We start from the raw sequence: 24,820 nt of genomic DNA, 5'->3' as shown, positions 1-24,820 counted from the left end.
TCTCGCTTGAGAGTCCAATCGACCCTGCGCCTTTCCCTGTCATTTCACGCTTCGATAGTGTGATCTGACCATGATGTGCATTCTGATAACGCGTTTCTTTAGCCCGTGCAAGCACCATCAGGCTTCGGCAAGTGCGGCAGCCTCCTCGACCCCTACGGCTACCAGGCGTGATACACCCGGCTCCTGCATGGTAACACCCATCAACCTTTCTGCCGCCTCCATGGCGATCTTGTTGTGGGTGATATAGATAAACTGCACCGAATCCGACATGTCCTTCACCAGCTTGGCATAGCGACCCACATTGGCATCATCCAGTGGTGCATCCACCTCATCGAGCATGCAGAAAGGGGCGGGATTGAGTTGGAAGATGGCGAAGACCAGCGACAGGGCAGTCAGTGCCTTTTCGCCCCCCGAGAGCAAGTGAATGGTGCTGTTCTTCTTGCCGGGAGGACGCGCCATGATCGCCACGCCGGTATCCAGCAAATCATCCCCGGTGAGCGTCAACCATGCGGTTCCACCACCGAAGACTCGGGGGAAAAGTGCCTGCAGGCCCTGATTGACCCGCTCGAAGGTGTCACGAAAACGGGTACGGGTTTCCTGGTCAATCCGTCGAATCGCCTTCTCCAGTGTCTCCAGCGCCTCGTTCAATTCGGCCTGCTGGGCCTCCAGGTAGTCGCGCCGCTCGGCCTGCTGGTCGTACTCCTCGATGGCGGCGAGGTTGATCGCCCCCAGCCGGCGAACCCGGTCGGCGACCTCCTCCAGCCGGGTCTGCCAGGCGGATTCGGTGGCCTCGGGGTCCAGCGACTCCAGTAAGACCACGGCATCGTGGCCTAGTTCAGCCAGTTGTTCGTCCTGGGTCTCGGCCTTGAGCGCCAGGGCCTGGACCTGCATGCGCGCCTCCTGCAGGCGCTCGCGAATACCTTCAAGACTGCGCTCGTGGCCCTGGCGGGCCTGCTCGTCCTCGCGCAGCCGATCGGCCAGCTCGGCGGCACGGCCACGCACCTCGTTGAGCGCCCGCTCGTCGCCGTCGCGCCGGTGCAGCAGCTCGTCGAGACGCTCGCGCTGCTCCTCGTCGGGCTCGCGCAGTTGCTCCAGTGCCTCGCCCAGTTCGCTACAACGGGCCGCCAGGCGCTGGCGGGCGTCGCCGGCGCGCCCCTGCTGCTCGGCCAGGCCGGCCCGCTCGGTGCTCAACCGCTGATGCTCCAGCGCCAGCTGCTGCGCGCGCTCGTTGAGCGGTCGCTGGCGGGCACGCAGCGAGGCGAGCCGCTCACGGCTCTGGCTGCGCTCACGTTCCAGCCGGTCGCGCTGTTCGGCACCCTCCTCGAGCCGTGCCATGGCCTGCTGCCACTGCTCTCGGGCCTCCTCGATGGCCAGTCGCGTCTCTTCCCCGGTCTCGCGCAATCGCTCGACCTCTTCGACCAGTTCGGCGGCCCGCCCCTGCAGGTGCTCCAGCCGGCTGGCCAGGCCGCTGTCCTGGACCGCCAGCTGCTGATGCTCCGCGGCCAGCCGCCGCTCATCCTGGCGCACGCCCTCCAGGGCGCCTTCGGCCAGCTCGGCCCGCTCTCGCTCGGCGGCCAGCTCATCGTCCCGCGTGACCAGGCCTGACTCGACACCGTCGAGTTCGGCGACCACCTCGTCCCGGCGCCGCCGGCTGACCAGCAGCGCATCGGGACCCGCACCCTGGCCCCGGTGGCGTACCCAGTCGGTCCCCAGCCATAGCCCCTGTGGCGTGATAAGGCTCTCGCCTGCGACCAGGCTTTCGCGCTGCTCCCAGGCCTGGGCATCGCTTTCCACGCAGCGGATCGCCCCCAGCCAAGCCGACGCGGCACCGGCGCCGCGCACCCGGGCCGCCAGGCTATGGGGTGGCGGTTCACCAACGGCATCCGGAGAAAGCGCCCCGAGTTCGGCGGGCGGCGCATCACTGGCGGCCTGAAAGGAGCCGGGTGTTGCCAGCCGTGCCTTGAGCCACGGCGCCAACACCCAGGAGACGCTGGCCTCCCAGCCATGGTCGACCTCGAGGGACTCGCCCAGCCGTGGTGCGTCGCCCAGGCCGTGGTCGGCCAGGTGAGTCGCCAGCGCTTCGTCCGGGTCGGTCAGGGCGGCCTGTATCAGCGCTTCCAGCGAGGCCAGCTCGCCCTGCAACACGCTGCGGCGGGCACGCTGTTCCTCGCGCCGCTGCTCCAGCGATGCTGCGGCGGCGCGTGCACCGTCGCGCTGTTCCTGCAACTGCTCGCGCCGTGCCTCGGCGCTCTCCTGCTCCAGCTGGAACTCGGCCAGCCGCTCCTGCAGCTCACCTCGTCGAGCTTGTAGCTCGGCGAGATCCGGCAACTCCTGCTGCTGCTGGCGGCGGCGCTGCTCGTCGGCCTCAAGCCGTGCCAGTCGATCTTCCAGTTCGCGCAGGCGGTCCTGTGCGCGCTCCGCTTCGCGGCTGGCTTCGCGCCAGCCCTCGCTGAAGGTTTCGTAGGCGAGCTCGGCCTCCTCGGCACCCGGCTCCGCGTCTTCCAGCATCGCCTCCAGCTCGGCCAGTTGTTCTGCGACCTCCTCCTGTTCGGGACCCAGGCGTTCGAGCCGCTCGTCAAGCCCCGCCAGCCGCGCCTCGTCGTCTTCGCCCAGCCGGTCCAGCTCGGCGAGTTCACGATGCGCGCTCTCCAGGTCGCGCCCCAACTGAGCTTCCCGGCTGCGTGCGTGCTCCAGGTTCTGTTCCAACCGGGCGATGGCACCGGTGGTCTCGAAGAACCGTGCCTGTCGTGCCTCCAGCTCTTCGGCCAGGCGATCGTGGCCGGCTCGGGCCTCCTCGAGGCGGGTCTCGCACTGACGCATGCCCAGGATCTCGCGCTCCACGGCGGTTTCCAGCTCGCGGACGCGGGTCTCCTCCTCACCCTGGCGGGCGCGCAGTGCGCGGCCACGCAGCAGCGCCAGCTCGCCCTTGAGCCGGTACTCCTGTTCCTTGAGAGTCTGGTAGCGCCGCGCCGCCTCGGCCTGGCGCCTCAGGCGTTCGAGCTGCTTGTCGAGCTCCTCGCGAATGTCATCCAGGCGTTCGAGATTCTCCCGGGTGCGCCGCATGCGGTTCTCGGTCTCCCGGCGGCGCTCCTTGTACTTGGAGATTCCCGCGGCTTCCTCGAGGGTGGCACGCAGCTCCTCGGGGCGCGCCTCGATCAGCCGCGAGATCATGCCCTGGCCGATGATGGCGTAGGAGCGGGGGCCGAGGCCGGTTCCCAGGAAGAGGTCGGCGATGTCGCGGCGACGGCACTTCTGGCCGTTGAAGAAGTAGGCGGACTGGCCGTCGCGAGAGACCAGACGCTTGACGGCGATCTCGGCGTACTGGGCGTAGAGGCCGCCCATGCTGCCGTCGCTGTTGTCGAAGTGCAGCTCGATGGCGGCCTGCCCCACCGGCTTGCGCGCGGTGGAGCCGTTGAAGATGACGTCGGTCATCGACTCGCCGCGCAGGGTCTTGGCCGACGATTCGCCCATGACCCAGCGCACGGCGTCGATGATGTTCGACTTGCCGCAGCCGTTGGGCCCGACGATGGCGGTCATGTTGCCATCGAAGGGTACGGTAACCGGATCGACGAAGGACTTGAACCCGCTCAGGCGGATCGAGGTGAGTCGCATCCCGGCTACTCGACGAGACGGTCGATAACGACCTCCACCGGCTCGCCCTCGGTGCCGCCCACGGCAACCCCATCGAGATCGCCGAACATGTCCCCCGGTACCGGCGTGGCATCGCCGGTAGTGGTGACGCGGACCAGCAACCTGGCCTCGCTCACCTGGGAGAGGCTCGCTTCGTCGGACATCGCGTGCCGGTCGTCGAGCACCAGGCTCGTGGGCAGGTCGCCGAGCGTCACCCGGGCCACGGCCAGCGGGGGTAGCTCCCCCTCCATGTCACGGGCGACGATGAACACCCGGGTGTCGTCATCGAGCATGCCTTCCAGGCTCTCGTCCAGGCGCACACTCACATGGATACCGGGCCCCTGGGCGATGGGCTCCTGCGCTTCGGGTGCCACGCCAAGGCGCTGCTGAGCGATGCGAATCCCTTCACGCAGGGCTTCCGACGAGCTGGAATCGGACATGCCGGCAATGGCACGCCGCCAGCGATCGATGGCTTCCTCGTAGTTGCCCCTGTCGAAGGCGTGCACGCCCATCATGCCGAGGATGGTAGGTTCCCGGGGATCGCGCTCAAGGGTCTCGTCGATCAGCCCCTGCACCTCATCGGTGATGCTGCGATTGGCCATGAAGAACTTCAGCTGGGCCTTCTGTGCCAGCAGCGAGGCTTGCCGTCCCTCGAGTTCGATCAGGTTCTCCAGCGCATTCAACGCTGCGGCGCCCTGCCCCGAATCGCGGTAGATGGGGTAGAGCGACGCCCAGACGTTGGGATTGTTCGGCTGACGTTCCGCCTGCTGTTCCAGGCGTTCCACCAGCATCGGCAGGGAGTCGCTCTCCTGGTACGCCTCGTAGAGCGCCAGGTCGCCTTCGGCACCGTGCTGCTGGTACCAGACCACCGAGCCGATCACCACGGCCAGGGCCACCAGCGGCACGACGAAGCGACCGGAGGCGGATGATCGCAGCGGGCGACGCTTCAGGGACTCGGTATCCTCGAGCAGGCTACGGTCGAGTTCCAGGCGATCCTCCTCGAAACGGGCCTGGTCGATATCGCCCCGCTCCAGCGCCGCTTCCAGCGATTCCAGGCGGCGGCGATAGATGGCCACGTTCTGTTCCGCGGACTTGTCGTTTTCCTCGAAGCTGGCCTGGGCATCGTGTACCAGGCGCGCTCGACGCAGGGGAGCCACCAGCAGCCACAGCGCAGGCAGCAGGAGAAGAGCAAAGGCAAGCCACAACAGGGTCATGGGGTTCTCCCACGGTTGATGAGGGCGTCGAGACGCGCACGCTCTTCGTCGCTCAGGGCACGGGCCGAGGCGTTACGCCGGGCGCGCACCACCAGCACCACCAGGATGCCGCCCAGCACCACCAGCGCGGCCGGCAGCCCCCAAAGCAGGTAGGTGCGACCTTCCAGGCGCGGGTTGTAGAGCACATAGTTGCCGAAGCGCTCGACCAGATGGTCGCGGATCTCCATGTCTGCCCTGCCGTCCTGCAGCATGAAGTAGACCCGGTCACGCATGTCCCGGGAGACCGGGGCGTCGGAATCGTTGATGGCCTGATTCTCACAGGTCGGGCAGCGCAGCGACGCCGTCAGGCTGCGATAGCGCTGCTCCATGACCGGGTCGTCGAATTCGCGCATTTCAATCGCAGCGGCCTGTACCAGACCGGCCACCAGCAACAGAACGAGGCTAGCGAGTGTCAATCGAATCACTGCCATTTTGCCACCTCCGGCAGGATGTGTTCACGGATGTCATCCGGCGAGATATAGCCGGTGTGGTGATAGCGAATGATGCCGTCGCGATCCACCAGGAAGGTCTCCGGTGCCCCGTAGACGCCAAGCTCGAAGCTCAGGTCGCCTTCCGGGTCGAAGATGTTGACTTCAAAGGGGTCGCCGAAGTCCTGCAGGAACCCCATTCCCTTCTCGCGGGTGTCCTTGTAGCTGATACCGACCAGACGGATACCGCGGTCGGCGAGATCGAGCAGTTGGGGCATCTCGCGCTTGCACTCCGGGCACCATTCACCCCAGACGTTGACCAGGGTGACCTGGCCGTGGAGCAGCGACTCGTCCACCCGCTGCTCCGGGTCCTTCAGGGTTTCCTTGTCGAAGGCCGGGAAGTCCCTGGCCATCAGCGCGGAGTCTCGATGGAAGGGGTTCAGTGACAACCCCTGGTAGAGAAACACCGACAGCACCAGGAAGCCGACAAGCGGCAACAGCAGCAGCAAGCGACGCTTCATGCCGTGGCCTCCTTGGCCTTGTCCGGTCCCCGCGCCGCCTCAGGATCCTGCGAAGTGGCAAGGCGCCGGTAACGTCGATCGATCACCGCCAGCATTCCACCGCCCGCCATCAGTAGCGCACCCAGCCACAGCCAGCGTACGAAGGGCTTGTACTGCACACGCATAGCCCAGCTGTTGTCGCCGAGATCCTCGCCCATGGCCACGTAGAGGTCGCGGAACAGGCCGGGGCGCAGGGCAACCTGGGTCATGGGCATGCCACGAGCGATGTAGAGGCGTTTCTCCGGCGTCATGGTGAAGCTGCGACGACTGCCGTCACGCTGTACCTCGATCACCGCCCGGTCGGCCAGGAAGTTGGCGCCACGCCGGCTGGTGAGTTCGGTCATGGTGAAGGTGTAGCCCGCTACCTGAGCGCTGTCCCCCACCCCCATGCGCACGTTGCGCTCGATATTGTAGTTTGAGACCACCGCCACGCCGATGATGGTCACCGCCACGCCGAGGTGGCCCAGCTGCATGCCCCAGTAGGCCAGTGACAGCTTCTTGAGCCCGGCGATCCGCGTCGGTGCATGGCGAGTCTTCTCATAGATGTCCCGGAACATCGGCAGCACGATCCACATGGCGGTCACCAGGCCGATGGCAACCCAGGCGTTCCACTCCTGACCGAAGATGAAGGGCATGGTGACACCGATGGCCAGTGCCGCGACGCCGGCGAGCCAGAGCCGCTTGACCAGCGAGCGAACGTCGGTCTGCTTCCAGCGTGCGATGGGACCGAGCCCCATGAAGATGCACATGATGACGGTGAGTGGCACGAACAGGGCGTTGAAGTAAGGAGGGCCCACGCTGATCTTGCCCAGGTTCAGGGCGTCGAGCAGCAGCGGGTAGACGGTGCCCATCAGTACGGTGACGGTGATGATCACCAGCATGATGTTGTTGATCAGCAGCAGGGCGTCGCGGGAGAGCCAGTTGAAGCTGGTCTTGTGGCTGACCCGCGGTGCGCGCAGGGCGAAGATCAGCAGCGACAGCCCCACGGTGATACCCAGCAACACCAGAATGAAGAAGCCACGGGACGGATCGTTGGCGAAGGCATGCACCGACGTCAGCACGCCCGAGCGCACCAGGAAGGTTCCCAGCAGCGACAGCGAGAAGGTGATGATCGCCAGCAGCAGCGTCCAGCTCTTGAAGGAGCCGCGCTTCTCGGTGACCGCCAGGGAGTGCATCAGGGCCGTACCCGTCAGCCAGGGCAGCAGCGAGGCGTTCTCCACCGGGTCCCAGAACCACCAGCCACCCCAGCCCAGCTCGTAGTAGGCCCACCAGCTGCCCAGCGCGATGCCAACCGTCAGGGAGGCCCAGGCCAGGTTGGTCCAGGGGCGCGCCCAGCGGGCCCAGGCAGCGTCCAGGCGGCCGCCCAGCAGCGCGGCGATGGCGAAGGCGAAGACCACGGAGAAGCCGACGTAGCCCATGTAGAGCATCGGCGGATGCAGGATCAGGCCGATGTCCTGCAGCAGCGGATTGAGGTCGGCACCATCCTGCGGCACGTTGGGCAGCAGCCGGTCGAAGGGGTTGGAGGTGATCAGGATGAACAGAAGGAAGCCGACGCAGACCGCGCCCAGCACGCCGACAACCCGAGCCACCATGTCGCGGGGCAGCTCGCGGGAGTAGCGGGCGGCAAAGAAGCCCCAGCCGGCCAGCATCAGGCTCCACAGCAGCACCGAGCCTTCATGGTTGCCCCAGACGGCACTGAGCTTGTAGTACCAAGGCAGCATGGAGTTGGAGTTGTTGGCCACGTTGGCCACGCTGAAATCGTCCAGCATGTAACTCGCCGTGAGTGCGGCATAGGCGATCGCCACGAACAGGAACTGTCCGCTTGCCATGGGGCGGGCATAGGCCATCAGCAGCGGTCGACGCGTTGCTGCGCCGGCCAGTGGCATCGCCGTCTGCGCCACCGCCAGCAGCAGGGCGATGACCAGGGCGAAATGGCCGATTTCGGGAATCATCTGGATCGACATGGTTTCTCCGGATCAGTACTGGCTCTGGCTTTGATTCTGGCTCTCGCCTTCGCCTGACTCCCGCGCTTCGACACGCTCGGCCACCTTGGCGGCCTTGGTCTGAAAGTCGGCGGGAGAGTAGCCGGCCGCTTCCAGCGCGTCGGCGACCTCGGGTGGCATGTAGTTCTCGTCGTGGCGCGCCAGCACCTGGTCGGCACGGAACATGCCATCCTGTTTCAACTGACCGACGACGACGACACCCTGCCCCTCGCGAAACAGGTCGGGCAGGATACCACTGTAGGAGACGCGCAGATCCTCGACATAGTCGGTGACGGTAAACTCCACGTCCAGGCTATCCGGATTCCTCGAGACGCTGCCCTCCTTGACCATGCCGCCGGCACGAATCTGGCGTTCATAGGGCGCATCCCCGGCCGCGATCTCGATGGGGCTGAAGAAGAGATTGATGTTGGCTCGCAGCGCATAGAGCGTCAGCCCCACGGCGATGGCCGCCAGGGCGACCAGCCCCAGAATCACGTAGAGCTTCTGCTTACGCTTCGGTGTCAGGCTAAGTGTCATGGCGATTACCACCCGTTTGATGTGAAATTCCAGCCATTTCGCCTTGGTTGGCAACCAGACGCTCTTCGCGCCGGACCCGACGCTGCAGGTTGCGCAGCAGCAGGCGGCGTTCGGCACGGGCGTGCAAAACAACCGCCACCAGTAGCCCACCGGTGACCCCCCAGGCGGCCCAGACGTAGGGGGCATGCCCCCCCATGGCAATAAATTCGTTGAAGGACTCGAAGGCCATCAGCGCTCCCCCCCGGCCAGGTCACGGACCCAGCGCTTGTTGGATTCCCGACGCAGGATTTCACTGCGGGTGCGCATCAGGGTCAGGGCGATGAAGAAACAGTAGAAGCCCAGCACCATGATCAGCAGCGGCGCCCACATTTCAAGGGGCATGGCGGCACGGCCGGTGATGGTGAAGGAGGCCGGCTGATGCAGGGTATACCACCAGTCCACCGAGTACTTGATGATCGGGATGTTGATGACCCCCACCATGGCCAGAACCGAAGCGGCCCGAGAGGCGCTGTCGCGGCTGGTGAAGGCACCGCGCAGGGCGATGACGCCCAGGTAGAGGAACAGCAGGATCAACATCGAGGTCAGGCGCGCATCCCACATCCACCAGGTGCCCCAGGTGGGCACCCCCCACACGGCCCCGGAGAACAGTGCAATGAACGTCATGGCGGCACCCAGCGGCGCCATCATGGCGGCTGCCATATCGGCAATCTTGATCTTCCAGACCATGAAGACCACGCCCGCTATCGCCATGGAGACAAAGATCGACTGGGCCAGGAAGGCGGCCGGCACATGGACGTAGATGATGCGAAAGCTGTTGCCCTGCTGGTAATCGGCCGGAGCGAAGGCCAGCCCCCAGACCGAGCCGATAACGATCAGGATCAGCGCCGCGGCCCAGAACCAGGGCTGGAGCCGTGCGCTGATCGCGTAGAACCACTTCGGGGAACGCAGTTTGTTAATAAAGGCCCACATGCCTCGTCACCCTCTCAACCGTTGATACTGATGCGCAGCGATGCCGCAATTGCCAGGGGCGCAAGAATCAGGGCGAGCGCCAGCAGCGCGCCGAGAATCGCCAGATGCGCCATGACACCGTCGCCGAAAATGGCGGCCTGCACGGCTCCGGCACCGAAGATCAGCACCGGGATATAAAGGGGAAGCACCAGCAGCGACAGCAGCACACCGCCGCGGGACAACCCCACCGTCAGCGCCGCTCCGATGGCACCAATCAGGCTGAGACTGGCACTGCCCAGTGCCAGTGAAACCGCCAACACGCCATAGCTGCCCGCAGGCAGTGCCAGCATGACTCCCAGCAGCGGCGCCATCAGCGCCAGGGGCAGGCCGGTAAGCAGCCAGTGCACGGCCACCTTGGCCAGGGCGAGCACAGCCAGCGGCTGCGGTGTCAGCAGCAGTTGCTCGAGCGAACCGTCGTCGTAATCGGCCCGGAACAGGCTGTCCAGGGACAGCAGTGCCGCGAGCAGCGCCGCCACCCACAGCAGTCCTGGGGCGATGGCCGTCAGCAGCTGTGGGTCCGGCGAGATGCCGATCGGGAACAGGGTGATCACGATGGCGAAGAAGACCAGCGGATTCATCACCTCGCTGCGCCGGCGCAGCAGGAGCACCAGGTCACGCTTGAGCGTTGCCCAGAATGCGACAGCCAACCCCCCGCCAGGTTCCCCGTGAAAGACCACCGGGACCTCCTTGCTCACCGAGCCTTCAGTTCCCGTCATCGAGACCTCCCCCGCCAAGGTGGATACGGCGCAGCTCGGCACAGGGCGTCAGCTCGTGGTGAGTGGTCACCAGCACACAACCACCCCGGCGGGCATGGTCGAACAACCGACGCTCGAGCGCCGCAACGCCGTCGCGGTCGATGGCGGTGAAGGGCTCGTCCAGTACCCACAGCGGCCGTGGCGTCAGCACCAGGCGGGCCAGCGCCACCCGGCGCTGCTGCCCGGCGGAAAGCTGCCCTGCCGGCAGGTCCTCGAAACCGGCCAGGCCGACATCGTCCAGTGCCGCATAGCGGGAGGCCTCATCCTGCGGCTGACCCGCCATGGCCTGATACCAGGTCAGGTTTTCCAGCGGCGTCAGCGCCGCCTTGACCCCCGGCGCATGGCCCATATAGAGCAGGTTGGACAGGAAGTCATCGCGAGCCTCACGCATGGGACGCTCGTCCCAGAAGAGCTCGCCCTCGTAGTCGGCCAGCTGGCCGGACAGGATCTTCAACAGGGTTGTCTTGCCGCTTCCGTTGGGCCCTTCCACCCGCACGATCTCGCCGGCGCGGATGTCCAGGTCCAGGCCCCGGAACAGCCAACGATCATCACGCTCACATGCGAGACTGTGCGCTTGCAGACGCAGGCTCAACGGCACTCTCCAGGAATGGTGAATTCGCTGGAAATGCTACACTGAATGGCCTTTTGCTACTAGTAATCCGCCTGCGTCACGACGCCTCCCTTGCCGCAGGTCAAGGCTTGTCCCGGACCGGGGAACTTGCCTATGAGGCATCGCCTGCTATGATGCTGGATACCTGTACATTTCCACAGGGTCGATCAGAGGGGGAAACGCCACATGCCACAGGCTTCCACGCACTATCTGCACCGACGTCCCAACCTGCCCATGGCCGAGGCCTGGATCCGCATCGAAGGCGACGACCTCGTCGAGATCCCGCTGCTAGGCGACGTATCGGCCGGCATGCCCATCGAGGCCTGCCCCACCATCGGTGCCGTTCACGCCCCCTCCTGCATGGTACGCCGCAACACCTATGCCCTGCGTGTGCGCGGCGACTCCATGATCGACTGCAATATCTTCGACGGCGACGTGATCATCATCGAGCGCCAGGAGAGCGCCGAGAACGGCGAAACCGCCGTGGTGCTGATCAATCAGCAGGAGGTCACGCTGAAGAAGCTCTATATCGAGAAGAGCGGGGTCCGCCTGCAGCCGGCCAACGAGAGCATGCCCCCCATCTACCTGAAGAACAGCGATATTCAGGTGCTGGGCATGGTAATGGGCGTGGTGCGCCAGCACGAGCTTACCCACTGATGCGCTACCCGGTCCCCGACTTGCCTGCCGGCACCCGGCGGGAATCCGAGACCGAGGTCGAGAAGAGCCGCTTCATCACCTGGATCTGCCATGCACCGGACGTGGCCAGCGTCACCACCCTGCTTGCCGAGGCCCGCAGGGTCCACCCCAATGCCAGCCACCACTGCAGCGCCTTTATCGCCGGCGCGCCGGGCGAGCAGAATGCCATCGGCTTTTCCGACGATGGCGAACCGGGCGGCACCGCGGGTCGCCCGATGTTTCAGGTCCTCGACGGCGCCGGGCTGGGCCAGGTCGGCTGTGTGGTGACACGCTACTTCGGCGGCACCAAGCTCGGCACCGGCGGCCTGGCCCGCGCCTATTCACAGGCGGTGAGCCAGGCACTGGCCGAACTGCCCTTGCACCATGTCACCGAACGCACCGCGTTGCGGCTCAAGGTCGGCTTCGCCGGCGAAGCCGAAGCGCGCACCTGGCTCGAGAGCCTGGCGGTTCCCGTAACCGCCGTAGAGTATGCCGCCGATGGCGTCATACTCACCGCCGGCTGGCCCCGGGACACCGCTATCGACCTCGGGCCGCTCGAAGCCCGGCTGCGTGGCAATCTCGCCCTGGTCGATACCTGAGCCCTCGTCACCCCCAGCGCTGGCCGGCCCCTTCACTTCACACCCTTCAGCGCCACCTCACACGAACCCCGGACATGGTCGCCCATCAGTAACTGGTGATGAGTATGCCGCCACCGGCAAGGATGACGACTACCGCCCAGGCCGGCAGTTTCCAAACACTGAGCAAGAGAAAGCCGGTCAGCGCAAGCGCAAACTCGTGAGGGCCAAGAATGGCACTGGTCCAAACCGGCTGATAGAGAGCGGCGCCCAAGATCCCTACGACTGCCGCATTAGCCCCGCGCATCAGTGCTTGCGCGCTATCCCAGCGGCGGAATCGGTTCCAATGGGGCAGTACAGCCACCAGTAGCAGCATCCCGGGCAGGAAGATCATCACCAGCGCCAAGGCGGCACCGAACAGGCTGCCGCCGAGCGGCGCCATCACCGCGCCCAAATAGGAGGCGAAGGTGAACAGCGGCCCCGGTACGGCCTGGGCGGCACCGTAGCCTGCCAGGAACTCGTCCGCACTGACCCAGCCGGACTGCACCACTTCGGCTTCCAGCAGCGGCAGCACCACATGGCCGCCGCCGAACACCAGGGCACCGGCGCGATAGAAGGCATCCATGACCGCCAAGCCTACGGAGGGGCTGGCCCAAGCCAGCAGTGGTAGCCCGACCAGCAGAACAACGAAGGCAAGCCCGGCCAGATAGCCGGCACGTGTCGAGACAGGCAAAAGCAGGTCGTGAACATCGGCCTCGGCATGGGCCCGACACAGTGCCATGCCTGCCAGGGCACCGATCACGATGGCGGCCACCTGTCCCAGTGGGCCGCTAACCAGCACCACGGTGAAGACTGCGGCCAGTGCAATACCGGCGCGCCGAGGATCAGGACAGAGGCTGCGGGCCATGCCCCACACGGCGTGGGCGACGATGGCCACCGCTGTCACCTTGAGTCCGTGGATGATGCCCTGGCTGATGGGACCCTCAAGCACGGCGGAGCCCAACGCGAACAGCAGCAGCACCATCGCCGAGGGCAAGGTAAAGGCCGTCCACGCTGCTGCTGCTCCCCAGGGGCCGGCACGCATCAGCCCCAGGGCGAAACCTACCTGGCTGCTGGCGGGCCCGGGCAAGAACTGGCATAGCGCTACCAGGTCAGCATAGGCCTGTTCGGAGAGCCAGCGGCGCCGCTCCACAAACTCGATGCGGAAGTAGCCGAGGTGGGCGATGGGGCCACCGAAGGAGGTCAGGCCCAGCAGCAGAAAGGCACCGAAGACTCCTCTGATGCGCCCGATAGGACGTGGCGTATGGCTCATCGATCGGACTCCCTGCCACCGTTCTTTGAAATGCAGGTCTCGTCATCAATGGCCTCACCGGCAAGCTCTCGCAACTGTCGCTTGGCCACCGCCAGCCCTTGCCGACCGAGGTCGGTTGCGCGGTAGAGCCTGCGGCGGGTGCTTCCCTGGAACTCTTCCCGGGAGGTCAGGTATCCCTTGCGCTCCAACGAATGCAGCATGGGGTATAGGGTCCCGGGGCTCAGTCGATAGCCGTGGTGAGCCAGCTCGTCGATCATCCACTGGCCGTATATCTCATGCTCAGCAGCGTGGTGCAGGACATGTAGCCTCACCAAGCCGGCGAGCAGATCATGATGCTCCATGGCATTGACACCTGCATTGCCAAAAACGAAAATCGATATCGATTTTCGTTTTATCAAGTCAACAGTCTCATTACAAGTTGCCGTTTTCCGCCCATTCGCCAGGAGCAACTTCAATGACTCAGCATTCTGGAGAATTTCTACGACGGGCCAATGACGCCAGGCAGCGCATCACAGAAGTCTTGCCCGCCGAGGCCCGCAAGCGAGTTGCCGAAGGGGCATTATTGCTGGATGTCCGTGACAAGGAAGCGTTCGAAGCAGGTCACATCAAGGGGGCCATGAATATCAGTCGTGGCTCCCTGGAGATGCGCATCGGCGAGGTAGAGCCCGACAAGCAGGCCCTCATTGTTTGCCACTGTGGTGGTGGCAACCGAGGCGAGTTGGCAGCCGATGCCTTGCAGAAGAAGGGCTACACCCAGGTAGTCAGCATCGAGGGTGGTCTCAACGCTTATGAGCCGGATGAGAAGAGCTGATGATAGAAAATGCCGTTCTGGTAGTGGCGACCGGCTTCGGACTGGGCTGGCTGCCGTGGGCGCCGGGAACCTTCGGATCGCTGCTCGGCTTGCCGCTGGCCTGGTGGCTATTGGGTTATCCGCCAGGGCGGCAAGTCGTCATCATGGCGGTGCTGCTGGCCGTGGCCGTGCCGTTCTGTCACTGGGCTTCCCTGTGGCTGGGAGGTGGGGATGTTCCCCAGATCGTTGCCGATGAGTACCTGGCATTTCCTATCGCAATGATCGGGCTTGCCATGGCGCGTCGCCCTTGGGTGTTAGGGGTGGTGTTCGTGCTATTCCGGTTGTTCGATGCCATCAAGCCACCGCCCATCAACCATATCGAGGCCATCGGTGGCGGCCTGGGCATTGTGCTGGATGATGTCCTGGCAGCCATCTATGCCTGGATCGTGCTCGCCATGGGGATCGCCCTGTGGCGCCGGTACCATCTCAGGTGACGTGATAGCGACCCTGGCGTCTTCATTGAGAAGGTTATCAACCAAGGAATCCGCTGAATAGACGAGATGCGACCTCCGTGCGGCATCAGCTATTCAACCATTTATTCCGGATACCCAAAATAACCACGTATTGGATGGAAAAGACCCTATGAAGGAGAGAGCAACCTCCCGAACCAGAACCGACCGAAGCTTGGCGCTGTCATGACACCCTCTCCCGACAAGGCCCCGTTCAGCGCGCTGTTCTGGGCCTTCACCCGCATCGGTCTGCTCGGCTTCGGCGGCGGTCCTGCGATGATACCCCTGGTACAGCAGGAAGTGGTCAAACGGCATGCCTGGCTGAATGACGAGGAATTCGCCGACGTGCTGGCCATCGGCAACACCCTACCCGGCCCCATCGCGACCAAGATGCCCGGCTACATCGGCTATCGGGTAGCCGGCGCAACCGGCTGTGCGATCGCCGTGACCGCCGTCATCCTGCCCATGGTCGTGGCGATGATCGCGCTACTGGCCCTTTTCAGCAGCTATCGCCACGTGGCCTGGATCCACGGCATGGGCCAGGCCGTCGTCCCCGTGGTCATGGTCATGATGGGCCAGCTGACCCTGGACTTCTGGAACAAGTCGCGCCTGGCCCTGGGCTGGGCGGTGAGCCTGGCCATGGCGATGGTCGCCGGTGCGCTGATCTACCTGCTGGGGGTCCATCCCGGCTGGGTGATCGGCGCCGTTCTGGCGGCGGCGCTGCTGCGACCGTCATCCCGGCGGAGGGCCCCGTGATGCTGGTCTATTGGGAGCTGTTCCTGGCCTTCTTTATCCCTAACATCATCGGCTACGGCGGCGGGCCGGCGATCATCCCGCTGATCGAAGCGGAGGTGGTCGGCCGCTACGGCTGGATGAGTCCTCAGGAGTTTGCCGAGACCCTGGCGCTGGGCAATGCCCTGCCAAGCCCCATCGCCACCAAGATGGCCGGCTATGTGGGCTATGACGTGGCGGGTATCGGCGGCGCCCTGGTCGCGATATTCGCCACGGTGGTGCCTTCGCTGCTGCTGATGCTGGGCGCCCTGGGGCTGCTTTATCGTCACCGCGACTCCCCCCGCGTCAAGCGCATGAGCCAGTGGGTACGGCCGGTGATCGCGATGATGATGGCCTGGCTGACCTGGAGCTTCTTCAGCGAGGGCCTCAACAGCGCGGGCCTGCTGCACACCGTCCTCATCGGCGTGGCTTCCGCCATCGCCCTGCTGCACTTCCGGACTCACCCGGCCTTCGTGGTCCTGGCTGCACTCGTCTACGGAGGCCTCTTCCTCAGTTGACACACCCGACAACAACCCCGAAGCGGGAGCTCGCGCTCACCCCGTTGTTGCCTCGCCCGGCGCGAGCGGCAGCTACCACACCACCAACAATAGAAAGGTGTTCCAGCATGACGCGTACGAAACTGACCCATACCTCCGCCACCATCGGCGGGTCCGAGCCGTAAAGGAGCCTCCTCAATGCAGCACGACGCGCGTTTCTATCCGAGCCCTTCGCGGCGCATGGCCACCTTCGGCAGCCGGGGAATGGTCGCCACCTCACAGCCCCTGGGGGCCCAGGCCGGTATGCAGATCCTCCAGCAGGGCGGCAATGCGGTGGACGCCGCCATCGCCGCCGCCGCGGCGCTGACCGTAGTGGAACCCACCTCCAACGGCCTCGGCAGCGACGCCTTCGCCATCGTATGGATGGAAGGGAAGCTGCACGGCCTGAACGCCAGCGGTCCGGCCCCCCAGGCGGCCACCATCGAGGCGATGAAGGCTCTCGGCGATGAGCGGATTCCCGAGTATGGCGTGCTGCCGGTCACCGTGCCGGGGGCGCCAGCATCCTGGGCGGCCCTCTCCGAGCGCTTCGGCAAGCTGCCCTTCGCCGATCTGCTGGCCCCGGCCATCGCCCTGGCGGAAGAGGGCTACCCGGTCTCGCCGATCGTCAACCAGATGTGGGAGGAGGCCCATGACATCTATAGTCGCCACGATGACCCCGCCCTGAAGCCCTGGTTCGAGACCTTCGCCCCGGAGGGGCGTGCTCCGCGCCCCGGCGAGCGCTGGGCCTCCCCGGGCCACGCCAGCACGCTGCGGGCGATCGCCGAGACCAAGGGGCGCGCCTTCTATGAAGGGGCGCTGGCCGACAAGATCGACGCCTTCTTCCGCGAGCACGGCGGCCTGCTGCACAAGGAGGACCTGGCGGCCTACCAGCCGGAGTGGGTCGAGCCGATCAGCACCCGCTACCGCGGCCATGACATCTGGGAGATACCGCCCAACGGCAGTGGACTGATCGCCCTGCAGGCGCTGGGCATGCTGGAACGCATGGGCGAGGAGGGTCGTGACCCGGTGGAGACCCTGCATCGCCGCATCGAAGCCACCAAGCTGGGCTACGTCGACGGCCTGCGCTACCTCACCGAACGCGAGGCCATGGGCCCGAGCGTGGAGCAACTGCTGGCCGACGACTATCTCGCCGAGCGCGCCGGGCTGATCGGCAAACAGGCGCTCGACCCGAAGCACGGCAACCCGACCAAGGGCGGCACCGTCTACCTGGCCACCGCCGATGGCGACGGCAACATGGTCTCCTTCATCCAGAGCAACTACATGGGCTTCGGCTCGGGTATCGTGGTGCCTGGCACCGGCATCAGCCTGCAGAACCGCGGCTGGGGGTTTTCCCTGGACCCGGCGCACCCCAATGCCCTGGCGCCCGGCAAGCGCACCTACCACACCATCATTCCCGGCTTCATCACCAGAAATGGTCAGGCGGTGGGGCCGTTCGGCGTGATGGGTGGTTACATGCAGCCTCAGGGCCACGTGCAGGTGATCACCGCCATGCTCGATGATCATCTCAATCCTCAGGCGGCGCTGGACATGCCGCGCTGGAAGTGGACCAGGGGCAGGACGGTAGAAGTCGAGCCGCACTTCCCCGACCACCTCGCCCAGGCGCTGGCACGACGCGGCCACGATATCGTCAAGATGGCCGACACCCTGAGTTTCGGCCGCGGCCAGGTCATCCTGCGCGACGGCGACAGTGGCGTGCTGTGCGGCGGCACCGAGCCGCGTACCGATGGCGCCGTCCTGACCTGGTAGTAGCTCCGCAGGAAGCGGCGGCACGGTATACCATATAGATTCAATACTGGCCGTGCCCGCCGCCTGCCTCCACCCCTTTCCCTTTCGGACGACGAGGCCTGCCATCGTCCGCACTCCCTCTTCCAACCCGCCCACTATCCCGCCCACATCCCGCACGAGATGGCATTTTCTGCGACCCTTCGCGACCATGCCGACAACCCGAACCCTTGGAAATTTGACCCAGATCAGAAAAACCCTTGACAGCATCGAAGGGGTGAAATTAGTCTTGCCACATGGCTTTTGGTATACCATGAGCCAAAAGGGAAGCAAGACGTCCACAACGCCAACGACCTCTGCCCTTCCCTGACTCCCGTAGGCATACCAACAAGACGGGCCATTGACTGCCCCAGCAGCCAAGCCCCAGGCAACCAGGAGATATCCCCATGGCCGAACTGATGAATCGTGACGAATTCCGCACCGCCCTCGAAGATGCCATCAAGGGCAAGAGCGCCAACAAGGCACCGTTCAGCGTGGCATGGGCCAGTGGCAAGCTGAGCCGCGCCCACCTCGCCAAGTGGGCCGAGAACCACTATCACTACGTCGGCCCCTTCGCCGACTACCTGGCCTACATCTACGCCAATACCCCGGAGAACTACACCGAGGCCAAGGACTTCCTGCTGCAGAACATGTACGAGGAGGAGCTCGGCGGCGACCGTCATACCGACCTGCTGATCCGCTTCGCCGAGGCCTGCGGCACCACCCGCGAGCGCGTCGAGAACCCCGACAACATGTCGCCCACCACTCGCGGGCTGCAGAGCTGGTGCTACGCCGTCGCCATGCGCGAGCACCCGGTGGTGGCCGTTGCCGGCCTGGTGGTGGGCCTGGAGTCCCAGGTGCCCTCCATCTATCGCAAGCAGACCCCGACCCTGCGCGACAAGTACGGCTTCACCGATGAAGAGGTCGAGTTCTTCGACCTGCATATCGTCTCCGACGAGATCCACGGCGAGCGTGGCTACCAGATCGTGCTCGAGCACGCCGATACCGTCGAGCTGCAGCAGCGCTGCCTGAAGATCTGCGAGATCGGCGCCCAGATGCGTCTGCTCTACACCACCGCGCTCTACTACGACTATGTAGCCGACGACCTGCCCCTCACCGAGCTCGACCTGGCGGCCTGATACCACCCGACTCGGTTCGTATCTACGCACGATGCCTGCCGGTTCAGGCCGGCGGGCATCGGCCCAGGACAGAAAGCGCCAACGACCACACGAGGTGAGCTTCTTGGATAACGTCACTCAGTTTCTCAATTACATCGACGGCAAGTGGCTGGCATGCGGCTCGGGGTCGACCTTCGAGAACCGCAACCCGGCAGACCAGGACGACCTGCTCGGACATTTCCAGGCCTCTTCCGCGGAAGATGCCCAGCAGGCCATTGCCGCAGCCGAGAAAGCGTTCCCCGCATGGCGGGACACGCCCATCTCGAAGCGGGCGAAGATCCTCAACCAGGCAGCGGATTACCTGGTCGAGCATATCGAGCAGTTCGCCGAGGAGTTGACGCGGGAAGAGGGCAAGCTGCTCGCCAACAGCCGCGACGAGATTGCACGATCGGCCCAGACCCTGCGCTTCTACGCCGTCGAGGGCCAAACCATCACCGGCGAAACCTTCCCCCAGGACGACGCGAAGATGATGGTCTACACCCAGCGCGAGCCGCTCGGCGTGGCAACCATCATCACGCCATGGAATTTCCCGATCTCGATTCCGGCAAGAAAGATCGCCCCGGCCCTGATCACCGGCAACACCGTGGTGTTCAAGCCCTCCTCGGATGCGCCGTTGATCGCCTATCGCCTGGCCGAGGCCCTGCACCACGCCGGCGTGCCAACAGGGGTATTCAACTTCATCACCGGCAGCGCATCGGCCATCGGTGAAGAAATCACCGCTGCACCCGCGGTACGTGCGATCTCCTTCACCGGCTCCACCGCCGCCGGCGAGAGGATCCATCGCACCGCCTCCATGGCGACACGCACCCAGATGGAACTCGGCGGCAAGAATCCGCTGATCGTGCTCGACGATGCCGATATCGATACTGCCGTCGACCTGACCATCAAGGGCGGCTTCTCGCTCACGGGCCAGGCCTGCACGGGGACCAGCCGCGTGCTGATCGCCCGCTCGATCAAGGCCGAGTACCTGGAGCGCCTGGTCGCACGGGTCAAGGAGCTGCAGATCGGCAACGGCCTGGACAAGGGCACGCAGATCGGCCCGCTGGCCACCCGCCAGCAGCTCGATACCGTGCTCGGCTACATCGAGACCGGCAAGCGCGAGGCGACCCACGTCCACGGCGGCGAGCGCTTGAGCGGCGGCGACTACGACAAGGGTTTCTACGTATCGCCGGCCATCTTCAGCGACGTGACGCAAGAGATGCGCATCGCCCAGGAAGAGATCTTCGGCCCCGTGGTCGCGGTCATCGAGATCGACGGTTACGACGACGCCATCGCCAAGGCCAACGACACGCCTTACGGGCTGTCCGCCGCGCTGGCGACTCGCAACATCGAATACATCCAGCGCTTCCCCCTGGACATCCAGGCCGGCACCGTCAAGGTCAATCGCACCACCACGGGCAACCTGGTCAATGCCCCCTTCGGCGGCCTGAAACAGTCGAGCACCTCGACCTTCCGCGAGTCCGGCCGTGCAGGCCTCGATTTCTTTACCCAGACCAAGACGGTCTACGTGGGCCGCTGAACCCGGCAACGTTACTGATTAGGTGATTCCATGAAAACGGTATTTCGTCTCGAACTCGAAGAAGCCAAGTTGATGGTCGAAGCGGCCAAGCGGAAATCCGAGGAGATCAATGTCCTCGAGACCATCTGCATCGTCGATGACGGCGGCTATCCGCTGGCGCTGGAGCGCATGAACGGCGCCCGTATTACCGGCCCGCAGATCGCCTGGAACAAGGCCTTCACGGCGGCAGGCCACAAGCGTTCCACGCACCTGTTCAATACGGCCCCCAACGGCCCCGCCTTGCCCGGCAACGAGGCCTTCGGCATCCAGTGGAGCTTCGAAGGCAAGTTTGCCGTCTTCGTCGGCGGCTTCCCGATCGTTGTCGATGGCGAAGTCGTCGGCGGCGTGGGCCTCAGCGGCGGCAACGGCGAGCAGGACACCAAGGCCGGCCTTGCCGCACTGCAGGCCCTGCAGGAGCACCTGAGCGGCGCCGGCCATGAAGTGATGGTCGAAGCCGACATCAAGAAGTAATCCCCGACTCCGCCGGCAGGGTCCAGTGATTCTGCCGGCGCAGGATAACGACAAGCCAGGTGCCGACACCCCACAACGACAAGGGCATGCCAATGCCATGGGTGCGCGCCAGGCATTGTCTGAAAAGTCGGCGAGCGAAGGTCAGACAAGGCAAAAATTGGCGAGAAGACGGAGTTTACGCAGTGTAAATGAGTACTTTGAGTCAATTTTTAACGCCGTATGGCCAAGCGCAGCCAGTTTTCGGGCAAAGCCGCCAGGAGGCTGCTATGACATACCGTATCACCCTTGCCAATACCGCCGAGACCTTCGACGTCCAGCCGGGCGAGCCGCTGCTCGACGCGGCCGAGCGGGCGGGCTTCCCCCTCGTGCACGACTGTCGTTTCGGTGGCTGCGGCGCCTGCCGGATCAAGCTGCTGGAGGGCCAGGTCGCCTACGAGGAGATGCCCATGGGGCTCTCCGAGGAAGAGGAGCAGGAAGGCTACGCCCTGGCCTGCCAGGCGATCGCCCAGAGCGACCTGACCATCAGCGCGGACGTGTTTCCGGCGGGCTACATTCCGCCCGACTACCATGAGGCCACCATCGTCAGCCTGGAGAAGCTCAGCCACGATGTGACCCACCTGGTGCTCAGCATCCCCTCCGCCAGCGAGGTGCGCTTCCTGCCGGGCCAGTATCTCAACATCATGCTGGACGACGGCACGCCGCGCAGCTTCTCGATGGCGTCGCCGCCACGCGGCGACCGCTTCGATTTCCATATCCGTCGGGTGCCGGGCGGCTATTTCACCGAGCGCCTCAACACCCATTACCAGCCCGGCGACACCCTGGACGTCGAGCTGCCCCTCGGGGCCTTCAAGCACGACGCCGAGAGCACGAACCGCCTGCTGATGGTCGCCGGCGGCACCGGCCTGGCGCCGGTCAAGAGCATCATCGAGTCGCTGAAGGATGAGCCCCAGGCGCCGCACATCACGCTCTACTGGGGCGTGCGCCGCGCCGAGGATCTCTATCTCGACGAACTGCTGCAGCACTGGGCCCGGACGCTGCCCAACTTCCGCTATATCCCGGTGCTCTCCGAAGCTGACGGGGAGTGGGGTGGGCGGCGTGGCTATGTCCACGAGGCCGTGTGCCAGGACCACCCAGACCTGAGTGAGTTCGATGCCTACCTGTGCGGCCCACCGCCGATGATCGCCGCTGCGAAGTCCAGCTTCACCGAGCGAGGGCTGAGCGTGGAGCGGATATTCTCCGACAGCTTCAACTTCACCCATGAACTCAACGACAGCGTGGCATGACGCCCCACCGGCCATAGAGAGGTTGCCACCATGCTCGAGATCACCTTCATCACCAACGCCAACAAGACCATCTCCGCCCCGGAGGACTCCAACCTGCTACGCGTCTCGCTGCGCGAGAAGGGGGGCATCCCCTTCAAGTGCGGCGGCGGTCTCTGCGGCACCTGCAAGTGTCGTATCGAGGAGGGCATCGAGAATACCGATGCCGTGAAGAAGAAGGAGGAGAAGCTGCTCACCGCCGAAGAGATCAGCCAAGGCTATCGCATGGCCTGCCAGACGTTCCTTACCGGCAGCGTCAAGGTTTCCTGGGATGAGAGCAAGCCGGCCAGGCCCATCACGGCAGGCCAGATCAGGCCCAAGACGGAAGCCTGAGCGCGTCGCCCCCACCGGCCTGCGCCGACCAGCTGTCACCGCAACAGCAGGCAGAGCGGCCGGCCCAGCACAACCATTGTGAGGTCTTATGAAACGCGTTGGACTCATCGGATACGGCACGGCGGGCAGGGATGTCGCCGAAGCCATCCTGGCCGGCAAGGCCGGTGACAGCACCCTGGCCACGATCCTGGTACGGGACGCAGGCAAGCTGGCGGATGTCGACATTGCGGAGTGCGAGATCACCGACAGCGAGGAACACTTCTTTTCCCGCCGACACGACGTCGTCGTGGAAACGGCAGGCCATGAGGCGGTCAGGCGCTATGCCCAGAAGGCCCTGGCGCATGACAGCGACTTCATGGTCGTCTCGGTGGGCGCCTTCTGTGACCAGGGTTTGCTGGATCGCGTGACGGCAACCGCCAGCCACCACAATCGATGCCTCATCGTGCCATCCGCCGCCATTGCCGGCCTCGATCGCATCGCCGCCGCCGCCCAGGGCCCGCTCGACAGCGTGACGCTGACGACACGCAAGCCGGTGAAGGCGTGGCGGGGCACCTTCGCCGAGGAAGTGGTCGACCTCGATACGGTCGAGAAGCCTACCGTGATCTTCGAAGGCAATGCGCGGGAGTCATCGCGGGTCTTTCCCGAGAGCGTCAACGTCTCGGCGGCCCTGAGCCTGGCAGGCGTAGGCTTCGAGGCCACCCAGGTTCGGGTGCTGGTCGACCCCACCATCGACAAGAACATCCATGAGGTATCGGCCAAGGGGCTATTCGGCGAAGTCCGCATCGAGGTGCAGAATACCCCGTCCCCGAACAACCCCAAGACCGGGTATATCGTCGCAATGAGCGTGGCACGAGCGTTGAAGAACCTCTCCTCGCCGCTCGTCATCGGCTAGACGGGGCTCGGCATGTCGCCAGGGCCAATACCGAGCAGATACCCCTGTCCAAGGAGTTCGAGAGATGAGTAAAGCCTATTGGGTCTCTTGCTATCGTGAAATAACGGATGCGAAGAAGTATGCCAGCTACATACAGCTGGCAATCCCTGCCATCGCCGCTGGCGGCGGCATCTTCCTGGCGAGGGATGTGGCGGCTTATGCCTATGAGGACGGCCAACAGGACCGCACCATCATCATCGAGTTTCCCGATCTGGAGAGTGCCCGTGCGACGCATGATGGAGAGGCTTACGCCGCAGCGCTGGAAGCCCTCGGCGATGGCGCGGTCAGGGATATTCGGCTTGTCGGAGGCGTCTGAAGGAGACGAGCTTGCCGGCCTCCTGGATGAGCCAACCTGAGGAACGAGACCCCGGGCGCCTGTGGCGCCCGGGGTCTGTCGTGTAAACGCCCGGCACCCATCTCAAGCCTGAGAGCGGCTCATATAGGCCTGGCGGGACTTTTCGAGGTGGATGCGGGTAAAATTCTCGGCCAAGTCTGCTTCTCCACTGCGGATCGCGCTCAGTACGTCCTGGTGCTCACGCAGGGCCGCCTTGGTGCGGCCGGGCAAGGCGCTGCTGAGATTTGAGAAGGCGCGCACGTAATCCTTGAGGTCGACCAGCATCTCGTGAAGCTTGGGATTGCCGGAGGCCCGCCCGATCAGCTCGTTGTACTTGACGTTGAGCTCGACCTCGTCGCCACCCCCGTTGTTCAACGCCTCCTCCATCTCGGCCATGAGCTGGTCGATTTCGGCGATGATGGCGTCGTTGACCTTCTGGGCCGCCAGCCGCGCGGCCAGTGACTCGAGGGAAGCCAGGATCATGAAGACTTCCAGGATCTCGGCCTGGGTGATCTCGTTGACCACCACCCCCTTGCGCGGCACCGTTCGCACGAACCGCTGGGTCTCGAGTCGAAACAGCGCCTCGCGGATGGGGGTACGACTGATATTGAGTTTCTCGGCCAACACCCGCTCGACCAGCCGATCGCCCGCCTTGTATTCCCCACGCAGTATCGCGTCCTTGAGGTAGACATACACCTTGTCGCGGATCGGGGAGAGGTCTTCCTGAGTCCAGGTCTCTGCCATGGGGACTTACCTTCGAGTGGCCAAAAAACAAGAAACAATCAGATGTAACAGGATACCACAGCGCGACTTTCGTGGCATACGAAGCACCGTGGGGGAAGTATCGTGAAGAGTGCAGCCTTGTAATGACCCCCTGGTTTCTGCACACCCTACGCCACTAATGCGGGGTGTGCTCGGGGTGCCACATAGCCCAAAGACTGATGCGGCCGTTCTTCGTTGTAGTACCGGATCCAGTGGTTGAT

The 24,820-nt window shown here is 64.7% G+C and carries 28 protein-coding genes; 14 read left to right on the top strand and 14 right to left on the bottom strand.

All coding sequences use genetic code 11. The features are described from left to right. Positions 1-117: 117 nt before the first annotated feature. Genes smc through ccmA form a run of 10 tightly spaced genes read right to left on the bottom strand, consistent with a single transcriptional unit; the run spans position 118 to position 10,745 of the window. Positions 118-3,612, bottom strand: coding sequence for a chromosome segregation protein SMC (gene smc, locus DU505_RS07105; protein WP_114478306.1), 3,495 nt, complete (start codon positions 3,610-3,612; stop codon positions 118-120). Between the two features lie 5 nt (positions 3,613-3,617). Next, positions 3,618-4,844 carry a c-type cytochrome biogenesis protein CcmI gene (gene ccmI, locus DU505_RS07100; protein ID WP_114478305.1) on the bottom strand — a complete coding sequence of 409 codons (1,227 nt, stop codon included), beginning with the start codon at positions 4,842-4,844 and terminating at the stop codon, positions 3,618-3,620. After that, on the bottom strand, positions 4,841-5,314 hold the full coding sequence (locus DU505_RS07095) for a cytochrome c-type biogenesis protein (protein WP_114478304.1): 474 nt from the start codon (positions 5,312-5,314) through the stop codon (positions 4,841-4,843). The genes ccmI and DU505_RS07095 overlap by 4 nt, the downstream gene beginning before the upstream one ends. Then, positions 5,305-5,832, bottom strand: coding sequence for a DsbE family thiol:disulfide interchange protein (locus DU505_RS07090; protein WP_114478303.1), 528 nt, complete (start codon positions 5,830-5,832; stop codon positions 5,305-5,307). Before DU505_RS07090 ends, DU505_RS07095 begins: the two co-directional genes overlap by 10 nt. After that, on the bottom strand, positions 5,829-7,835 hold the full coding sequence (locus DU505_RS07085) for a heme lyase CcmF/NrfE family subunit (protein ID WP_114478302.1): 2,007 nt from the start codon (positions 7,833-7,835) through the stop codon (positions 5,829-5,831). The genes DU505_RS07090 and DU505_RS07085 overlap by 4 nt, the downstream gene beginning before the upstream one ends. Before the next feature lie 12 nt (positions 7,836-7,847). Further along, positions 7,848-8,378: a cytochrome c maturation protein CcmE gene (gene ccmE, locus DU505_RS07080; protein ID WP_114478554.1), complete on the bottom strand. Its 531-nt coding sequence runs from the start codon at positions 8,376-8,378 to the stop codon at positions 7,848-7,850. A 1-nt stretch (position 8,379) separates the two neighbouring features. After that, positions 8,380-8,619: a heme exporter protein CcmD gene (gene ccmD / locus DU505_RS07075; RefSeq protein ID WP_114478301.1), complete on the bottom strand. Its 240-nt coding sequence runs from the start codon at positions 8,617-8,619 to the stop codon at positions 8,380-8,382. Continuing rightward, positions 8,619-9,359: a heme ABC transporter permease gene (locus tag DU505_RS07070; protein WP_114478300.1), complete on the bottom strand. Its 741-nt coding sequence runs from the start codon at positions 9,357-9,359 to the stop codon at positions 8,619-8,621. The genes ccmD and DU505_RS07070 overlap by 1 nt, the downstream gene beginning before the upstream one ends. Before the next feature lie 14 nt (positions 9,360-9,373). Further along, positions 9,374-10,114 carry a heme exporter protein CcmB gene (gene ccmB, locus DU505_RS07065; protein ID WP_114478299.1) on the bottom strand — a complete coding sequence of 247 codons (741 nt, stop codon included), beginning with the start codon at positions 10,112-10,114 and terminating at the stop codon, positions 9,374-9,376. After that, positions 10,101-10,745, bottom strand: coding sequence for a cytochrome c biogenesis heme-transporting ATPase CcmA (gene ccmA, locus DU505_RS07060; protein WP_114478298.1), 645 nt, complete (start codon positions 10,743-10,745; stop codon positions 10,101-10,103). The genes ccmB and ccmA overlap by 14 nt, the downstream gene beginning before the upstream one ends. A 204-nt stretch (positions 10,746-10,949) precedes the next feature. On the opposite strand from ccmA, the gene DU505_RS07055 reads away from it, so the two are divergent. Both DU505_RS07055 and DU505_RS07050 read left to right on the top strand, forming a co-directional pair. Beyond that, positions 10,950-11,420: a LexA family protein gene (locus DU505_RS07055; protein ID WP_114478297.1), complete on the top strand. Its 471-nt coding sequence runs from the start codon at positions 10,950-10,952 to the stop codon at positions 11,418-11,420. Continuing rightward, the gene (locus DU505_RS07050) at positions 11,420-12,037 is read left to right on the top strand and encodes an IMPACT family protein (RefSeq protein ID WP_114478296.1); all 618 of its coding nucleotides are present in this window, start codon (positions 11,420-11,422) and stop codon (positions 12,035-12,037) included. Before DU505_RS07055 ends, DU505_RS07050 begins: the two co-directional genes overlap by 1 nt. Positions 12,038-12,122: 85 nt before the next feature. On the opposite strand, the gene chrA is transcribed toward DU505_RS07050, so the two are convergent. Continuing rightward, a complete protein-coding gene (gene chrA / locus DU505_RS07045) occupies positions 12,123-13,325 on the bottom strand; it encodes a chromate efflux transporter (protein WP_114478295.1) in 1,203 nt (400 codons plus the stop codon). Then, positions 13,322-13,666 carry a PadR family transcriptional regulator gene (locus DU505_RS07040; protein WP_114478294.1) on the bottom strand — a complete coding sequence of 115 codons (345 nt, stop codon included), beginning with the start codon at positions 13,664-13,666 and terminating at the stop codon, positions 13,322-13,324. The genes chrA and DU505_RS07040 overlap by 4 nt, the downstream gene beginning before the upstream one ends. A 113-nt stretch (positions 13,667-13,779) precedes the next feature. Between DU505_RS07040 and DU505_RS07035 the strand changes: the two genes are divergently transcribed. The 12 genes from DU505_RS07035 (at position 13,780) to DU505_RS06980 (ending at position 23,819) form a co-directional block, all read left to right on the top strand. Further along, positions 13,780-14,136, top strand: a complete 357-nt coding sequence (locus DU505_RS07035) for a rhodanese-like domain-containing protein (protein WP_114478293.1) — start codon at positions 13,780-13,782, stop codon at positions 14,134-14,136. After that, a complete protein-coding gene (locus DU505_RS07030) occupies positions 14,136-14,609 on the top strand; it encodes a phosphatidylglycerophosphatase A family protein (RefSeq protein ID WP_114478292.1) in 474 nt (157 codons plus the stop codon). The genes DU505_RS07035 and DU505_RS07030 overlap by 1 nt, the downstream gene beginning before the upstream one ends. Positions 14,610-14,810: 201 nt before the next feature. Then, positions 14,811-15,380, top strand: a complete 570-nt coding sequence (locus DU505_RS07025) for a chromate transporter (protein WP_114478291.1) — start codon at positions 14,811-14,813, stop codon at positions 15,378-15,380. Positions 15,381-15,382: 2 nt separating this feature from the next. After that, positions 15,383-15,913 carry a chromate transporter gene (locus DU505_RS07020; RefSeq protein ID WP_114478553.1) on the top strand — a complete coding sequence of 177 codons (531 nt, stop codon included), beginning with the start codon at positions 15,383-15,385 and terminating at the stop codon, positions 15,911-15,913. Positions 15,914-16,090: 177 nt separating this feature from the next. Next, positions 16,091-17,698, top strand: coding sequence for a gamma-glutamyltransferase family protein (locus DU505_RS07015; protein WP_114478290.1), 1,608 nt, complete (start codon positions 16,091-16,093; stop codon positions 17,696-17,698). A 422-nt stretch (positions 17,699-18,120) separates the two neighbouring features. Then, positions 18,121-18,852 carry an iron-containing redox enzyme family protein gene (locus tag DU505_RS07010; RefSeq protein WP_114478289.1) on the top strand — a complete coding sequence of 244 codons (732 nt, stop codon included), beginning with the start codon at positions 18,121-18,123 and terminating at the stop codon, positions 18,850-18,852. Between the two features lie 103 nt (positions 18,853-18,955). After that, entirely contained in the window at positions 18,956-20,410 is a 1,455-nt protein-coding gene (locus DU505_RS07005; protein ID WP_220250443.1) for an aldehyde dehydrogenase family protein, read from the top strand. Between the two features lie 30 nt (positions 20,411-20,440). Then, positions 20,441-20,920 carry a GlcG/HbpS family heme-binding protein gene (locus DU505_RS07000; RefSeq protein ID WP_114478287.1) on the top strand — a complete coding sequence of 160 codons (480 nt, stop codon included), beginning with the start codon at positions 20,441-20,443 and terminating at the stop codon, positions 20,918-20,920. Positions 20,921-21,186: 266 nt separating this feature from the next. Beyond that, positions 21,187-22,203 (top strand): 2Fe-2S iron-sulfur cluster-binding protein, encoded by a 1,017-nt coding sequence (locus DU505_RS06995; protein ID WP_114478286.1) that lies wholly within the window; start codon positions 21,187-21,189, stop codon positions 22,201-22,203. Positions 22,204-22,233: 30 nt separating this feature from the next. Next, the gene (locus DU505_RS06990) at positions 22,234-22,572 is read left to right on the top strand and encodes a 2Fe-2S iron-sulfur cluster-binding protein (protein ID WP_114478285.1); all 339 of its coding nucleotides are present in this window, start codon (positions 22,234-22,236) and stop codon (positions 22,570-22,572) included. 88 nt (positions 22,573-22,660) lie between these two features. Beyond that, entirely contained in the window at positions 22,661-23,464 is an 804-nt protein-coding gene (gene nadX / locus DU505_RS06985) for an aspartate dehydrogenase (protein ID WP_114478284.1), read from the top strand. A gap of 64 nt (positions 23,465-23,528) precedes the next feature. Next, positions 23,529-23,819 carry a DUF1330 domain-containing protein gene (locus DU505_RS06980; RefSeq protein WP_114478283.1) on the top strand — a complete coding sequence of 97 codons (291 nt, stop codon included), beginning with the start codon at positions 23,529-23,531 and terminating at the stop codon, positions 23,817-23,819. Between the two features lie 102 nt (positions 23,820-23,921). Here DU505_RS06980 and DU505_RS06975 read toward each other — a convergent pair whose 3' ends face one another. Together DU505_RS06975 and DU505_RS23065 are read right to left on the bottom strand one after the other, a co-directional pair. Next, entirely contained in the window at positions 23,922-24,581 is a 660-nt protein-coding gene (locus tag DU505_RS06975; protein WP_114478282.1) for a GntR family transcriptional regulator, read from the bottom strand. A 146-nt stretch (positions 24,582-24,727) separates the two neighbouring features. Next, the gene (locus DU505_RS23065; RefSeq protein WP_422667005.1) at positions 24,728-24,820 is read right to left on the bottom strand and encodes an integrase core domain-containing protein; all 93 of its coding nucleotides are present in this window, start codon (positions 24,818-24,820) and stop codon (positions 24,728-24,730) included.

It is taken from the genome of Billgrantia montanilacus (genome assembly GCF_003336675.1).
GTDB lineage: Bacteria > Pseudomonadota > Gammaproteobacteria > Pseudomonadales > Halomonadaceae > Halomonas > Halomonas montanilacus.
This window is presented reverse-complemented; position numbering and strand designations above follow the sequence as displayed.

Bases quoted from the DNA above. Each gene is read 5' to 3' on its own strand.
- smc (WP_114478306.1), bottom strand. From the start codon at position 3,612: ATGCGACTCACCTCGATCCGCCTGAGCGGGTTCAAGTCCTTCGTCGAT.
- ccmI (WP_114478305.1), bottom strand. From the start codon at position 4,844: ATGACCCTGTTGTGGCTTGCCTTTGCTCTTCTCCTGCTGCCTGCGCTG.
- DU505_RS07095 (WP_114478304.1), bottom strand. From the start codon at position 5,314: ATGGCAGTGATTCGATTGACACTCGCTAGCCTCGTTCTGTTGCTGGTG.
- DU505_RS07090 (WP_114478303.1), bottom strand. From the start codon at position 5,832: ATGAAGCGTCGCTTGCTGCTGCTGTTGCCGCTTGTCGGCTTCCTGGTG.
- DU505_RS07085 (WP_114478302.1), bottom strand. From the start codon at position 7,835: ATGTCGATCCAGATGATTCCCGAAATCGGCCATTTCGCCCTGGTCATC.
- ccmD (WP_114478301.1), bottom strand. From the start codon at position 8,619: ATGGCCTTCGAGTCCTTCAACGAATTTATTGCCATGGGGGGGCATGCC.
- DU505_RS07070 (WP_114478300.1), bottom strand. From the start codon at position 9,359: ATGTGGGCCTTTATTAACAAACTGCGTTCCCCGAAGTGGTTCTACGCG.
- ccmB (WP_114478299.1), bottom strand. From the start codon at position 10,114: ATGACGGGAACTGAAGGCTCGGTGAGCAAGGAGGTCCCGGTGGTCTTT.
- DU505_RS07055 (WP_114478297.1), top strand. From the start codon at position 10,950: ATGCCACAGGCTTCCACGCACTATCTGCACCGACGTCCCAACCTGCCC.
- DU505_RS07050 (WP_114478296.1), top strand. From the start codon at position 11,420: ATGCGCTACCCGGTCCCCGACTTGCCTGCCGGCACCCGGCGGGAATCC.
- chrA (WP_114478295.1), bottom strand. From the start codon at position 13,325: ATGAGCCATACGCCACGTCCTATCGGGCGCATCAGAGGAGTCTTCGGT.
- DU505_RS07040 (WP_114478294.1), bottom strand. From the start codon at position 13,666: ATGGAGCATCATGATCTGCTCGCCGGCTTGGTGAGGCTACATGTCCTG.
- DU505_RS07035 (WP_114478293.1), top strand. From the start codon at position 13,780: ATGACTCAGCATTCTGGAGAATTTCTACGACGGGCCAATGACGCCAGG.
- DU505_RS07030 (WP_114478292.1), top strand. From the start codon at position 14,136: ATGATAGAAAATGCCGTTCTGGTAGTGGCGACCGGCTTCGGACTGGGC.
- DU505_RS07025 (WP_114478291.1), top strand. From the start codon at position 14,811: ATGACACCCTCTCCCGACAAGGCCCCGTTCAGCGCGCTGTTCTGGGCC.
- DU505_RS07015 (WP_114478290.1), top strand. From the start codon at position 16,091: ATGCAGCACGACGCGCGTTTCTATCCGAGCCCTTCGCGGCGCATGGCC.
- DU505_RS07010 (WP_114478289.1), top strand. From the start codon at position 18,121: ATGGCCGAACTGATGAATCGTGACGAATTCCGCACCGCCCTCGAAGAT.
- DU505_RS07000 (WP_114478287.1), top strand. From the start codon at position 20,441: ATGAAAACGGTATTTCGTCTCGAACTCGAAGAAGCCAAGTTGATGGTC.
- DU505_RS06995 (WP_114478286.1), top strand. From the start codon at position 21,187: ATGACATACCGTATCACCCTTGCCAATACCGCCGAGACCTTCGACGTC.
- DU505_RS06990 (WP_114478285.1), top strand. From the start codon at position 22,234: ATGCTCGAGATCACCTTCATCACCAACGCCAACAAGACCATCTCCGCC.
- nadX (WP_114478284.1), top strand. From the start codon at position 22,661: ATGAAACGCGTTGGACTCATCGGATACGGCACGGCGGGCAGGGATGTC.
- DU505_RS06980 (WP_114478283.1), top strand. From the start codon at position 23,529: ATGAGTAAAGCCTATTGGGTCTCTTGCTATCGTGAAATAACGGATGCG.
- DU505_RS06975 (WP_114478282.1), bottom strand. From the start codon at position 24,581: ATGGCAGAGACCTGGACTCAGGAAGACCTCTCCCCGATCCGCGACAAG.